This is a genomic window from Salinibacter ruber DSM 13855 (genome assembly GCF_000013045.1).
GTDB lineage: Bacteria > Bacteroidota > Rhodothermia > Rhodothermales > Salinibacteraceae > Salinibacter > Salinibacter ruber.
Genome location: NC_007677.1, coordinates 2,865,318 through 2,879,095 on the forward strand (window position 1 = coordinate 2,865,318; position 13,778 = coordinate 2,879,095).

At 67.0% G+C, this 13,778-nt stretch carries 10 protein-coding genes, 3 tRNA genes and 1 pseudogene; 7 read left to right on the forward strand and 7 right to left on the reverse strand.

From position 1 onward, the window contains the following. Positions 1-389 precede the first annotated feature (389 nt). Together SRU_RS12100 and SRU_RS12105 are read right to left on the reverse strand one after the other, a co-directional pair. Positions 390-462, reverse strand: a tRNA-Gln gene (locus SRU_RS12100). Between the two features lie 46 nt (positions 463-508). Beyond that, positions 509-1,399, reverse strand: a complete 891-nt coding sequence (locus tag SRU_RS12105) for a lysophospholipid acyltransferase family protein (RefSeq protein ID WP_231847148.1) — start codon at positions 1,397-1,399, stop codon at positions 509-511. 619 nt (positions 1,400-2,018) lie between these two features. On the opposite strand from SRU_RS12105, the gene ribD reads away from it, so the two are divergent. Genes ribD through SRU_RS12120 form a run of 3 tightly spaced genes read left to right on the forward strand, consistent with a single transcriptional unit; the run spans position 2,019 to position 4,188 of the window. Beyond that, positions 2,019-3,212 carry a bifunctional diaminohydroxyphosphoribosylaminopyrimidine deaminase/5-amino-6-(5-phosphoribosylamino)uracil reductase RibD gene (gene ribD, locus SRU_RS12110; protein WP_013062519.1) on the forward strand — a complete coding sequence of 398 codons (1,194 nt, stop codon included), beginning with the start codon at positions 2,019-2,021 and terminating at the stop codon, positions 3,210-3,212. A gap of 60 nt (positions 3,213-3,272) precedes the next feature. Further along, a complete protein-coding gene (locus SRU_RS12115; RefSeq protein ID WP_011405026.1) occupies positions 3,273-3,926 on the forward strand; it encodes a riboflavin synthase in 654 nt (217 codons plus the stop codon). Positions 3,927-3,966: 40 nt separating this feature from the next. Continuing rightward, entirely contained in the window at positions 3,967-4,188 is a 222-nt protein-coding gene (locus SRU_RS12120; protein ID WP_162890683.1) for a putative signal transducing protein, read from the forward strand. A gap of 64 nt (positions 4,189-4,252) precedes the next feature. Here SRU_RS12120 and SRU_RS15850 read toward each other — a convergent pair. Together SRU_RS15850 and SRU_RS15855 are read right to left on the reverse strand one after the other, a co-directional pair. Then, positions 4,253-5,134: pseudogene (locus SRU_RS15850) on the reverse strand (DUF2207 family protein); the annotation flags it as partial. 51 nt (positions 5,135-5,185) lie between these two features. Then, on the reverse strand, positions 5,186-5,896 hold the full coding sequence (locus SRU_RS15855) for a DUF2207 domain-containing protein (protein ID WP_013062521.1): 711 nt from the start codon (positions 5,894-5,896) through the stop codon (positions 5,186-5,188). A gap of 243 nt (positions 5,897-6,139) precedes the next feature. Here SRU_RS15855 and SRU_RS12135 point away from each other — a divergent pair, with 243 nt between their 5' ends. Continuing rightward, positions 6,140-7,150: an alcohol dehydrogenase gene (locus tag SRU_RS12135; protein WP_043553401.1), complete on the forward strand. Its 1,011-nt coding sequence runs from the start codon at positions 6,140-6,142 to the stop codon at positions 7,148-7,150. 72 nt (positions 7,151-7,222) lie between these two features. Here SRU_RS12135 and SRU_RS12140 read toward each other — a convergent pair whose 3' ends face one another. The 3 genes from SRU_RS12140 to SRU_RS12150 all read right to left on the reverse strand — a co-directional run bounded on the left by SRU_RS12140 (position 7,223) and on the right by SRU_RS12150 (position 11,706). Next, the gene (locus SRU_RS12140; protein WP_011405030.1) at positions 7,223-8,446 is read right to left on the reverse strand and encodes an MFS transporter; all 1,224 of its coding nucleotides are present in this window, start codon (positions 8,444-8,446) and stop codon (positions 7,223-7,225) included. 1,075 nt (positions 8,447-9,521) lie between these two features. Continuing rightward, positions 9,522-10,913 carry an alpha-amylase family glycosyl hydrolase gene (locus tag SRU_RS12145; protein ID WP_237701728.1) on the reverse strand — a complete coding sequence of 464 codons (1,392 nt, stop codon included), beginning with the start codon at positions 10,911-10,913 and terminating at the stop codon, positions 9,522-9,524. 190 nt (positions 10,914-11,103) lie between these two features. Continuing rightward, positions 11,104-11,706: a short chain dehydrogenase gene (locus SRU_RS12150; protein ID WP_043552545.1), complete on the reverse strand. Its 603-nt coding sequence runs from the start codon at positions 11,704-11,706 to the stop codon at positions 11,104-11,106. Positions 11,707-12,034: 328 nt separating this feature from the next. On the opposite strand from SRU_RS12150, the gene SRU_RS12155 reads away from it, so the two are divergent. The 3 genes from SRU_RS12155 (at position 12,035) to SRU_RS12165 (ending at position 13,758) form a co-directional block, all read left to right on the forward strand. Next, positions 12,035-12,108, forward strand: a tRNA-Lys gene (locus SRU_RS12155). Positions 12,109-12,198: 90 nt separating this feature from the next. Next, positions 12,199-12,284, forward strand: a tRNA-Leu gene (locus tag SRU_RS12160). Positions 12,285-12,420: 136 nt separating this feature from the next. Beyond that, positions 12,421-13,758, forward strand: a complete 1,338-nt coding sequence (locus SRU_RS12165) for an APC family permease (protein ID WP_011405033.1) — start codon at positions 12,421-12,423, stop codon at positions 13,756-13,758. The last annotated feature ends 20 nt before the right edge of the window (positions 13,759-13,778 follow it).

Genomic DNA, 13,778 nt, shown 5'->3' on the forward strand with positions numbered 1-13,778 from the left:
AGCAGTACCCTACTTTTTGGGCCGTATGGAAAATAGGAGTGCCAGTTTTGGTCTTTTGGCCACTCATATCGAAAATTTTTCTTCTCTTTGGTACTTTACGTCACGCCTGAATTTTTCGGGCGGGGCGCCGATTTTGCCTGCCGTCGGGTAGGGACGACGGACCGCTTCGGATCTGTTCTTCAGGACCGGGGGCATGCCCTCGCTGCTCGCCCTCCCCGGCACGCCCATGGCCGGGACACCCACGGGGGTTCGTTTCGGCGTGACCCCGGCGCGACGCCTCCTTTTCCCGCTCGGGCACCGCGGGGGACCTTTTCGTGGGGGCGCCACGGCACGACACAAAAAAGCCCCACGGCGCCGGCGGCCCCGCAGGGACAAAGAGGTGTGAACGGTTGCCCAGGGTGGATTCGAACCACCAGCCTCCCGGTCCAGAGCCGGACGCTCTGCCGATTGAGCTACTGGGCAAGCGATCTGCTGAACTGAATTTAAGGCAATACACAGAATGAGTCCTCTAGCGGCCCGGTTCCGACGCGCCGGGTGGGCTGGAGGGTTTGACGGACGCTTCACCAGAGGCCCCGCCGGCGGATTGGGCAGGGGCCCCCGGGCCCTCGTCGATCCACCGGACAGCGGCGGCTTCCGTCCCGCTGCGTCCATCGACAGTGTCGAGATCGGCGTCGCGCCAGTCCGCAATCTGCTGCGCGATTCGGGCCCGCACGTGTCGCTGCAGGGCCCGGGCCTGGTCCGGCGAACACCCGTCGGTTTCGACCGGCTCCAGCACCTGTACGCGAATCGGTTCCGGGTTGGGCTTGAACCAGAGGGAGTTTTTTGGCAGGGCCTCGTGGGTGCCGTCGATGGCGAGGGGCAACACCGGCACCCCCTCCTCGATGGCGAGCCGGAAGGCCCCGTCGGAGAACCGCTGCACCCGCCCGTCGCGGGAGCGCGTGCCCTCCGGGAAGAACATGACGCTGCACCGCTTCTCAAGGTAGTCGCGGGCCGTCGTGAGCACCCGGGCCCGGCTCTTCTTGCGCCGCCGGTCGACCGAAATGTCCCCGCTCAGATGCAGCAGCCACCCGGCCACCGGCAGGTCGAAGAGCTGTTTCTTCGCCACCCATTTCATCTCCCAGGGCACACGGGAGATGATGGGGGGATCGGCCTGTGAGAAGTGATTGCACACCACGACGTAGGGACGACGCGGGTCCTCCGGAAACGCCCCTTCGAGGGTGACGTCCCAGAACGGGTTCACATACGTAAACAGGCGTCCCATGATGCGGAGGGTATACCCGGCGTAGTAGTGCGCCGGGTCGCGGTCCACGGCACGGGCCACGAGCATGACGGGCACCCACAGGACGATCAGGGTACCGATGGCGAACCACACCCAGATGGACGTGAGCACCGAACGCATCGGACAGGCGAGGTTGATGGCACACAAACGGTGAGAGGGAGCCTATGCCCGGCCGAGGGCGTTTGGTTCGAAACAGGGGACGCGAGCCCACGGACGCAGCATGTGCGGCACCGCGCGTGCGGCCCGACCCGCGTGCGGTTCCAGTGCACGAAGAGGCAGAATCTCGTGAATCTCTTCTGACCGGCATCGTGCCCCTCTGTCGTGCATAGAAACTGGTGCCATGCAGTGCCATCCAAACGACAATTATGCTTCTGGTCCGGAACCGACCTGTCCACCACATTCAAGTGCCTCGCCGAGGGGCCTGCACGCGTGAAAACCGTGCCGCCGAACGGCAGTCGTGACGCCCGGCGGCACGGCGATCGCCTGGTTGCGGCGGAACGGACCACCGCCGTGGCAGGTAGGGCGCCGTGCCGTCGGGGCGTTGCGGACCGGGTCCACGGGCACCCGTACTGTCCTTGTCCCGACGCCGCCCCCGGCGGACCCGATTGGGGCTTCTGCCCCCCGCTCCTGTGCGGGGCCGGCTCGCGGCGGCGCTTCGCGATCGTCCCGTCGAGAAGGCCCGTCCATTCGTCCTATCCGACCAGAAGCCCCGTTCTGAACCCAAGTTCGACGTTGACAAATGACCGCCGACGGACTCGCCGCCCCCGACCTACGCCACGGAAACGTTCCCCCTGTGGACGACACCGGACACGTGCCCTGGATGAAACGGTGCCTGGATCTGGCCCGGACGGGGGCGGGCACGGTGAGTCCAAACCCGATGGTGGGCGCCGTCCTCCTGGCCCCGGACGGCACCGTACTGGGAGAGGGCGCCCACCGGACCTACGGCGGCCCTCACGCCGAGGCCCGTGCCCTCCAGGCCGCCGAGCAGCAGCACAGCCCCGCCGCCCTCCAGAACGCCACCCTCTACGTCAATCTAGAGCCCTGTCGCCACCACGGCAAGACGCCGCCCTGCACCGACCTGATTGTTGAAAAGAACGTCCCTCGTGTCGTGGTGGGGACGGTCGACCCGTTTCCGCAGGCCCAGGGCCGCGGCATTCGACAGTTGCGCGAGCAGGGGGTAGAGGTGGAGGTGGGCGTCCACGAGCACGCCTGCCGCCGCCTCAACGAGGCCTTCTTCCACCACGTCGACACCGGACGTCCGCTCGTCACGCTCAAGACGGCCCAGACGCTGGACGGGCGCATCGCCACCCGCACGGGCGACAGCCAGTGGATCACGGGCGAGGCGGCCCGCACGCTCGTTCACCAGTGGCGGGCGGAACTGGACGGCATTCTCGTGGGCCGCGGCACCGCCGCACACGACGACCCCCGCCTCACGGTGCGTCACGTGGACGGCCCCCAGCCGCTCCGCCTCGTCCTCGACCGCAAGGGCACGCTCTCGCCCGACCGGACCCTCTTCACCGACGCCCACGCCGACGATACGGTCGCCGTCGTGGGCGACGACCGCCCTCGCCCCGACTACGCCGGCCCGCTGACCAACCGTGGGGGCGCCATCCTGCGCGTCCCCGAAACGGACGATGCCCACCTCGACCTCCATGCCCTCCTCCAGCGCCTCGGCACCGACGCCGGCCGCGACGCGGAGCCGCTCCAGTCGCTCCTGGTGGAAGCCGGGCCGGGCCTCGCGACGGCCCTCTTCCGGCAGGACCTCGTGGACCGCTTCTTCTGCTTCGTCGCGCCGAAGGTTTTGGGGGACGGGCGGCCTGCACTCCACGACCTCGGCATCACGGAGATGGACGGGGCCCTCACGTTTGCCGAGCAGGCGTGGGCGACCGTGGGGGCGGACGTGCTCCTGCGCGGCTACCGGCGCACCGTGTAGGCCCCTCGCTCGCTGACGCCCCTGGCTTAGAGGTTATTTTTCCCAATCCCTCCCACCACAATGTTTACCGGCATCATCGAAGAAGTCGGCACGCTCACGGCAGTCGAGTCCCTCGGCAGCGACCGTGCGGGCAAGCGGCTTACGATCGAAGCGGACCTCGCCCCCGAGCTCCACGTCGACCAGAGCGTGTCGATCGACGGCGCGTGCCAGACCGTCGTCGACGTCGACCCGGACGCCTCCACCTTCGCCGTCGACAGCATCGAGGAGACCCTGCGCAAGACGACCTTTAGCGACTTGGAGGCGGGCGCCCCGGTCAACCTGGAGCGCGCCCTGCAGGCCGGCGACCGGCTCGACGGCCACTTCGTGCAGGGCCACGTCGACGCCACCGGCACCATCACGGACGTGGAGCGGGAGGAGACCGACTGGCTCTACACGATTCAGTTCGACCCGCAGCACGCCGCGTACTTGATCCCGGTCGGGTCCGTCTCCGTGGACGGCATCAGCCTCACGGTGGCCCGCCTCGACGAGGACGCGTTCACCGTCGCCATCATCCCGCACACCCACGCGGTCACGAACGTGGCGGAAACGTGGACGGAGGGGGCGGCGGTCAACCTGGAGTTCGACCTGATCGGCAAGTATGTGGCCCGCAGCTTCACCGCCAGCGGCGAGACGCCCGATCCGGAGGCGCTGGCAAAGACGTGGATGTCCGATTAGCCTCCTCATTCCACTTCTCTTACAGCCTCTTGCACGTGCCGTGTCGAACGCGTCCCTCGTTACCGTCGCCCGCTACGCCTCGACGGGCGAGGCCCGGCTCGCCAAGACGCAGCTCGAAGACGCGGGGATCCCGTGCATGCTCGCAAACGCAGACCAGTCCGGCCTCACGCCGATGTTTGACGCCACGGAAGGGGGCGTGCAGGCAAAAGTGCCTGCCAATCGCGCAGACGAGGCCCGGAACGTGCTTGACCTCCCCGAATGAACTCGGGCATCGGGAGACGGGATTTCTCTCCCCCAACGTTCCAACCTTTCAACGTTCAACGCACTCACGCCGCCCCGGCGGCACCGGCCCCGCCGCCCGCCGCCCCGGCAGCCCCAGACGCCCCGGCCGCCCCCACAGCCCCGGCCGACGACGACTCGACCGCCCCCATCACCGTCACGACCGGCAAAAAGGCCGCGACGGGGGCCCTCGCCGATCCCTCCGTCTCTACGAGGCTAACGAACCCATCGGGGAGTTCCGGCACCTCGTCCGCCGCGTCGAGCGCCTCTTTTGTCTCTTCGATCCAGGCCCTCGACACCTCGTCGTGGAGGAGCAGCCACGGGAGCGCGTCCACGAGCCGTTCGGCGGCGCGTGCCGGGCTCGTTTCTCGGAGCCGCTCAATCTCGGATTTCTCGTGGTCGAGGTATGCGCGGAGCGCCATGGCCCGGCGCGCGCCGTCCTCGGTCCAGGTGTACTGCCGCACCGCGGCGATGAATCCCCCGAGGCTCACGCCCATGCCCCCGAAGAGGAGGTAGAAGCGAAGGGCGCTGTCGCCCGTAACCACGGCGGCGAATCCCCCGAGAAGCGCCACGAGGGCCCCGCCCAGAAGCAGTCCGGAGCGCACCGTGTGATTCTCCATCCACCCACGCTCAAACAGCACGCCCCGGACGTCACTCATGACGTCACTCCGGAATGATCTGGTGTCCGACCAAAAGTCGTCGAGGGTCTCGTACTCCCCGAGCGTGTCCACGAGGCGACGCTCGAAGTCCGAGAGGTCGTTCGGGGCAGGATGCGTCTCCAGCCGGACCACGTCGGTGGTTCCGAAGGCCTGATCCTCCCGGTCGTGACGAAGGGTGACGTGGCCGCGCCGGGCGAGATCGAACAGCGTTGCGAGGAACGCCTGTCCGTCCCGATTCCCGAGCAGCGCCACCGCCATCGGCCGGTCGAGGTCAGGCGGCGGGCGGCGGGCCGTTCGCTCCGGGCGCGGGCCGCGCCAGCGCTACGCAGCAACGCCCCCCGCGGCACCGCCCACGACCACGAGAAACAGCCCGAGGAGAAAATCTGCGGTCGTCGGCAGGTGCTCGCCGGCCGCCTGTTTCGGAAACGACACCTCGACCGAGAGGTCGTCCCCCTCCTCTACGCGATCGCGGTGGAACGACGCCACAATCCGGCCGGCCTCTCGTCGCACGGTCCCCGCGTCCGGACGGAGCACAACGTCGCCTCGCTGCAGGTCGAAGGCCGCCGGGAGGATCACCTGCACGTCCACGGTTCGGGTGGGCACGACGGCCCCGTCGGCCATTACGTCGAGTCGGGCCACGTTGCGGCCGCCCCGTTCGTAGAGCGCCTCGTCCAGGACGTACTGTACATCGAACCGGGCCGGCGCGGAGCGGTCCGGAAACGACCACCAGACCTGGCGCACACCGTCTGTCTCCCCAGTCCGAACCGAGTCGACGGACGTTTCCGGACTGGTCACCGCCACGGCCCGAAGGGCGCCCGCATCCTCCCGCACGACCGATCGGTACGCCCGCGAAAAAGCCCCTTGTTGGAAATCGTACGCAATCGACTCCTGCACCTCGTAGCCGCCATCGGGCCGCACGTGGACGGTGACGTCCATCTCCGACAGCACGTACTGCTGTTCCTGGGCCGCGGCGGGCCCTGCGGCGAGAAGCAATGCAACAACTGAAAGACGAAGAATGGAGGAGCCGGACATGAGGGCCGTGGATCTGTGAACGAGCTCTCATTTCTCTACGTGCCTTTCTTCCCAGACGTTACAGCACCGCAGTCCCCTTTGTCAATCCGGGGTGGGTCCTCGCCGTGGATTCCCTGCCTGGAAACGCGGCCGGAGTCGATCGGTACCGGTCTACGGACTTTTCGGGTTCCTTCCAGAACGACTCCTCCGGAGGGAGCCGTTCGATTCGCCTGCACAACAGCCCCTTCTGCCCTCATGTCCACCATGCAAGCCGCCCGCATTCCCAGTGCCGGGGCCGACTTTGAAATCGTTGACCTTCCTGTGCCCGACCCCGACGCCCACGAGGTGCGCGTTCGCGTCGAGGCGTGTGGCATCTGTCACAGCGACGCCTTCGTGAAGGAGGGCACGTTCCCCGGCCTCGAATACCCTCGCGTGCCGGGGCACGAGGTCGCCGGGGTGGTCGACGCCGTGGGAACGGATGTCACCCAGTGGTCGGAGGGCGACCGCGTGGGGGTCGGCTGGCACGGCGGCCACTGCTTCACCTGCGACGCCTGTCGCACGGGCGACTTTGTGAACTGCGAGAACGGCCTCGTGACCGGCATCCACTACGACGGCGGCTACGCCGAGTACATGACCGCCCCCGCCGAGGCCGTGGCGAAGATGCCGGAGGCCCTGGCCGCCGAAGACGCCGCGCCCCTGCTCTGCGCCGGCATCACCACGTTCAACGCGCTTCGCAATCAGGACCTGCAGCCCGGCGACCTCGTCGCGGTGCAGGGCATCGGCGGACTGGGCCACCTGGGCGTGCAGTACGCCGCGGCGATGGGCCTGGAGGTGGTGGCGCTCTCCACGAGTGCCGACAAGGAAGAACTGGCCCACGACCTCGGGGCCTCCCACTTCGTTGACGTCTCGAGCACCGACCCGGCCGAGGCGCTCCAGCACCAGGGCGGGGCCGACCTCATCCTGGCCACCGCCCCAAACGCCGACGCCATCACGTCGGTCGTCGGCGGGCTGGGCCGCGACGGGGACCTCGTGATCGTCGCCGCGACGGGAGAGGCGGTCGAGGTCCCGCCGATGGCGCTCATTCAGGGCCGCAAGTCGGTCTCCGGCTGGCCCAGCGGCGACGCGAAGGACTCGGAGGACACGCTCGCGTTCAGCGCGCAGGCCGAGGCGCTGCCCGAGATTGAGACCTTCTCTCTAGAGGAGGCCGGGGCCGCCTACGACCGCATGATCAACAATGAGGCCCGCTTCCGCGCGGTCCTCACGATGGACCATTAGGGCCGGCCCGGAGAGGGGACGCCACCGCATCGACGCCCCGGACGAGGGCCCTGGCCGCCCGTCCGGGCGTTCCTACTCCGCGCTGAGGAGCCACAGCGCCGCGAGCCCCACCAGGAAGGCCACGCCCCCGGCCGCGTAGAACACCGCCTCGATGCCGCCCAGCGCGAGCGCCAGGCCCATCAGGAGCGGCCCCCCGGCCTGCCCAAGGCGCAGGATCGTGCCGTTGAGGGACAGAATCACACCGCGGGAGGCCTCCGACGACAGCTCGGTCAGCCGGGTCTGCAGGGCCGGCTGGTTGAGGCCCTGTGCCACGCCGTAGAACAGCGACGCCATCCCGACGCCCCACACGCCGGGCGCCAGCGGCATGAGGACAAGCGCCACCCCGTCGATCACGATGGATCCCTGGATGAGGCGACGGGGCGGGATCCAGGTCGCCAGGCGTCCAATCTGGGTCGCCACCAGGGCGCTCGACACCGACGCCGCGGCCAGCACCACCCCCGACACGACGGACGAGGCGCCGAAGCGGGTCTCGACGAGCTCCGGCACGTACGTGAGGAAGGCGCCGAAGATCAGGACAAAGATGCCGAGGTTGACGGCGAGCAGGCCGAAGACCCGTCGATCCCGCAGGCGCGCCCCCACCGTCCGGAGGTAGCCCCGAAAGCCCTCCGCACTCGACCGACCGTCGACCGCCGGGGCCTCCAGCTTCCACGCCACCGCCGTCCCCACTGGAAGGGCGAGAAGCGGGAGCGCGAACGGCACGTACCACGCGATGGCCGCCAGCATTCCGCCCACGGCCGGGAAGGCCGCCGTCCCCACGTTGAGGGCCGTGGCGTTGTAGCCGACCACCGCGGCCCGCGTCGCGCCGTCGTACCGGTCGCCAATGATCGTAATGGCGAGCCCGACCAGCGGCGCCGCGGCGAACCCCTGCACGGCCCGCAGGACGAGCAAGACGGGAAACGACCGGGCCAGGGCGCACGCCCCGCCGGCGATCCCAAACACGAACAGCGTGGGCACCAGCACCCGCTTCCGTCCCAGGCGGTCGGCGCCGATGCCCGCGAGGGGGGCACTCAGGAGGCCCGGGAGCGAATAGACCGTTACGACCCAGCCCACCTGGACCCGCGAAATGCCGAGCACGTCGACGACCTGCGGAAAGGCGGGCGACACCCCGGACACATTGCCGACTCCGACCAGCGTGACGGCAAAGAGCAGCCAAACGTCGAGTTCAGCGAGGGGTGAAGAGTCCGACGACGCGCTCGGGGAACGAGCGGAGCCCTCGGCGTCGTCGGCAGGTGCCATAAGCGATACGAGGTGAAAGTAAGAGGTTGGTGCGTTTAATCTCTTCAGATACCTTAAAGGCCGTCTCCAACCTCTTCTTCCCGAACCGGGCGTACACCTTTCGGCGTACCTCGGCTCTCTACGAAGTCTCTATTGAGGCACATCGGCCTCACGTTTCCGCAATGGCCTACCACATTCCCATTCAGGAACGCTTACTTCAGCCCCTTCCCATCTGGGGCAGGCTTCCAATTTCGGGGTGCAAGAATCCCCTACCAATTCCCGGATACTTATCCGGTCCCTCCTGCCGTGACTTCCAATCACTGTGTCTGGGACTTCGTCGGTCATCTTCTGTACTTTGTATTTGAGTCTTCGTTATCCATCTTCGCCAGTGTCAGCCATTTCGGGCTGCTCCAAGGCTACTACACAGGCTCCGCCGACACCCAGCAGGCATCGGTAGATCTAGGTACCCTATCATCCTACTGGGTGTATCCTGGATTTCGCAGGTTCATTCACATTCGCCAAACGTAGGTCCCGCCTATTCCTTGTCCCTTGTACCCGGCAGAACAACCGGGCTATCGCGATTAGAGCCTTAAAGCGTGGTTCAGGCTCTATGTCTCCGTCTCACTGGAAAACTATCTGTTGGGTAAAACAGGAACCCTTCAGTGATCGCGCAGACCTCTTTTGGCTTCCCGGCAGGAGACATGTAGAGTTTCTGCATGATAACAGTGGCAATTTGCCTCTCACGGGACTTAACTCCGCCAAAAGATTCAATCTCTGAAGTAGCTTCAGTCCGGGGTGCCTTTTCCCGATGGAACTGAGGCGGTTCTTTGAAAATGACCTTGTTTGGCCATCGCCAAGGGGAGCACCTTAGGGCTTGCTACTAGCCCCGTCTCCCCATTCCTGGGCCGGATTCTCCACGGCACGTCCTATTACATGCCGCTTAGGCCCGTAGGGCGGTCGTGCTGCTCACGTCAGCACGCGTTCAATGTGAAAAGAACAATGGATGAGCCTGCGATTTCCAGCTCACTGAGACGTAAGCAAGACCTCGCGAGTCCGGGCGCGGGCGCCCTGCGGTGTCGACCTTCCGATTTGTCGGTCATTCCGCAGTCGCCCGCCGGAGAACGCGGTAGTCGTAGCCCTCTAGGGTCATCGTCGCGCCCTCCACAGACGCCCCCGTCGAGGCATCGGTGAGGGGCGCGTCGGCGTAGCCGTCCGGAAGGGATACCTCGCGCGAGGCGTCGCGGACGTTCACCGCAACGAGCAGGCTGTCCGTGTCGGTCGCCCGCTCGTACACCAGCACGTCCTCGGCATCCGGGGTGTGCACCGTCAGGGCCCCGGTCCGCAGGGCCGGGCTGTCGCCGTACAGCCGGAGGTAATCACGGTAGAAGCGTCGGACATCGGGCGTCTGCGACCAGTCGTACGGCGTGCGGGCAAAGAAGGACACCGAATCGGTCACGCCCAGCTCCTGGCCGTTGTAGACCAGCGGCGCTCCGGGCATGCTCGTCGCAAGCACGAACGCCGCCGTCGAGCCCTCCAGGCCGTCGAAGAGGGCGGGCGGAGGGGCGTCCCACATCGTCTCGTCGTGGTTCGTGGTGAAGCGTAGGCGCCGGGCCGCCTCCGGCAGATTGGCAAGGGTGGTGTCAACCTGCGTGGCGAGGGTGCGGACGGGGGCGTCCTCCTCCCACACCCGCTTCAGCGCGCCGTAAAACGGCCAGGCGTACGTCTGGTCGAAGCCTACTTCATGCATTTCTGGCCTCGCCGCCTCCGCCAGCATCAGCACCTCCTTGCGGGCCTCCACCGAGTCAATCGCGTTCTCCCAGAAGTCGAGCGGCACCGCGTGGGCCACGTCGGCCCGGTAGCCGTCAATGTTAAACTCGCGAACCCAGTACTGCATGACGTCGATCATCTCCTGCCGCGTCCGCGGATTCTCAAAGTCGAGCTCCACCACGTCCGTCCAGTTGGTCGTGTCGCCGTTCAGGACAGGCACCGTAAAGCCATTGATAGGCCCGTCGCTGTACATGTCCGGGTGCTCGTCCAGCCACGGGTGGTCCCAGGCCGTGTGATTGGCCACCAGGTCGATGATGATGTGCATATCCCGGGCGTGCACCGAATCCACGAGCGCCCGGAAGTCTTCTTTCGTTCCGTAGTCCGGATTCACGTCGTAGTAGTCCCGAATCGAGTACGGGGACCCGAGCGCCCCGATGTCGCTCTTGCGCCGCTTTTCGCCGATCGGGTGGATGGGCATGAGCCAGAGCGTGTTGACGCCCATCGCCTGAATCTCGTCGAGCCGCCCGATGAGTCCCTGGAAGGTGCCCTCCGCGGAGGCGTCCGGGACGAACACCTCGTAGACGGTGGCGTCCTGCACCCAGGCCGGCTCGCCCACCCCGTCAATGGAGGGGGAGGCGGACTCGTTCGACGGGCTCGCGCATCCGACGAGGCCGATCGCGAGTGCGGATGCGAGCGCGAGAAGAACCGGGCGGTGGGGCATAACGAAGACGGCAACTGGACAAGACACAACTGTGCCCGTCGCTCGGCGGGGGCGCCGCAGGGCGACAGGGATACAGTATAGGAAAGAGCCCGAACGCCCCCAAGTCCCGTCCTCCGTCGTCGCCTCGCCTCGGTCGCCCTCCCCCGACCGCCGGCGGGGCACATGGGCAACACGGCAGGCCCCACACGGACTACGCCAGGGCCCGCGCATCGAGGGTCTCGCCCGTCATGTCGCCCTCCAGGCTCGTCCGGTACGCCTCCGCCACGGCCGCCGCCGGCAGGCCGTCACTGGGATCCTCGCCCATTTCATCGAGTGTCTCCGCCACCCAGGGCGGGCTCACCACGTTGACCCGGATGTCCCGCGGCGCCTCCAGGGCGGCCGCCCGCACGAACCCCTCGACGCCAGCATTGACGAGGCTGATGGCCGCGCTGCCCGGCATTGGCTCCTGACTCAGCACGCCGCTCGTGAGGGTAAAGCTCCCCCCGTCGCGCACCACGTCGAGCCCGTGGCGGACAAGGTGTACTTGTCCCATGAGCTTATTCGACAGGCTGCGGGAAAAGTCGTCGGTCGTTAGCTCGAGAAGCTCGCCGAAGGCCGCCTCCCCTGCACACGAGAGCACAGCGTCCTGCGGGGCCACGGCGTCGTAGAGCCGATCAATCGATTCGGGATCGGCCAGATCGACCTGCAGCTCGCCGCTCGTGTGCCCCACCGCCGTTACGTCGTGCCGGGGCGAGAGCGTGTCCACGACGGCGCTGCCGATGGTGCCGGTGCCGCCGACGACAAGAACATCCATGGTAGAGGAGAGAGGTTCGTGCAAGGGAGCAACGTGGAACGTCAGACCCGCCGTATTTCCGCCCCAGTCCGCCCCGGGCGCCGAGGCGGGGACACAGCACCCATTTTTTAGGACGGGCTTGGCGGAGGCGTGTAGCGGCCCGACCATCATACAAAAGTGGGCGGGAAAATGAGAAATGGCCCTGCACGATGGACCGAGGCGTGCCGTCCTCGACGGTCGGACGACGGTCCAGACGGTCGTCCGGCTCCGGCCTCACGAACGCTTCACGCCGCGCGCCACGAACAGATGCGACGGGGCAGCATATACAGGAGTGTGTCTTTGACATTTTGACCTCGTAGCTCAGCTTGGCAGAGCAACGGACTTTTAATCCGTGAGTCGCAGGTTCGAATCCTGCCGGGGTCACTGCATGCGCGAGTGGCGAGCGGCAGAGAACAACGGCCGAAACAAGCCCCTCACACTCGTCATTCCAGATTCGCAATTTGAAGTCGACCTGCCCGAGTGGCGGAATTGGTAGACGCGCATGGTTGAGGGCCATGTGGCCGTTATAGGCCGTGGAGGTTCGAGTCCTCTCTCGGGCACCGCCCCCTGGTTGCCGTTCGCAGCCAGGGGGTTTTCGTTTGGCCGGAAGCGTTCCGGGACCGCGATGGCCGTGACACGGCCTCGTGGCCCGCGGCGTCCGGCCTCGCGTCCCGTCGCCCCACCCCGCCTTCGCGAATGACCACGCCCGACCGCACGCCCGTCAAAGTGGGCCTGCTGACCGCCGCTTCGCTCGTAGTGGCCAACATGGTCGGCACCGGCATTTTCACCAGCGTCGGGTTTCAGGTGGAGTACCTGGACTCCCCCTTCGCGCTCCTCATGCTGTGGGCGGTAGGGGGCGTCATCTCGCTCTGCGGGGCCCTCACCTACGGGGAGCTGGGCGCCGCCCTTCCCCGCTCCGGGGGCGAGTACCATCTCATCTCGGAGTTGTACCACCCCTCGCTCGGCTTCATTGCCGGGTGGATCTCGGCGACACTCGGCTTTGCGGGGCCCACCGCACTCGCCGCCATTGCCTTTGGGGACTACACCACCGCGGTCTTCCCGAGCCTGTCGTCCACCCACCTGGCGGCCGGCATCGTGCTCCTCTGCTCCGCCATCCACGCCACGAGCATCACGTGGGGCAGCTGGTTCCAGAACGCGTTTACGGCCCTGAAGGTGCTGCTCATCCTCGTCTTCGTGGGCGCGGCCGTTCGGGCCGACCCGACGCACAGCATCACGGTCGCCCCCAGCGGAGACGGCCTAAACGAGCTCCTGAGCCCCGGCTTCGCCGTGTCGCTGGTGTTCGTGTCGTACGCCTATGCCGGGTGGAACGCTGCCATCTACATTGTCGGGGAGATTCGGGATCCCCAGCGCAACCTGCCGCTCTCGCTGGTGCTGGGCACCGCGCTCGTGACGGTCCTCTACGTGCTGCTCAACTTCGTCTTCCTATACACGGTGCCCGCCCAGGAGATGGCCGGGGAGGTGGAGGTGGGCTTTCTCGCCGGCTCCGTCATCTTCGGGGACGCAGGGGGCGAGGTGATGTCGCTGTTTATCGCCCTGCTTCTGATCTCCACCGTGAGCGCCCTCGTCTACCTGGGGCCGCGCGTCACCCAGGCGATGGGCGAGGACGCCCCCGCGCTCCGCTGGCTCGCGGTCACCAACGACCGGGGGATTCCCGTCAATTCCATTCTGTTCCAGCTGGGCCTCGCCCTCCTCTTCATTTACACGTCCACCTTCGACCAGGTGCTCGTGTACGCCGGCTTTACGCTCATCCTGTCGACGATGGTGACGGTCGCCGGGGTGTTCGTCCTCCGCTGGCGCCGGCCCGAGATCGATCGCCCGTACACGACGTGGGGCTACCCGGTGACGCCGCTCCTCTTCCTGGCGGCGAACGCCTGGATCCTCGTGTACGTGTTTCTCGACCGCCCCACCGAGTCGCTGATCGGGCTCGGCATCGTGGCCGTAGGAGCAGCCCTCTACTTTGCCAGCCAGTGGGGCGCCCCGGACGAGGCCCCGGTCTCCGGACCCCGCCCGTAGCGTCCTGCCTTGCATCCCGA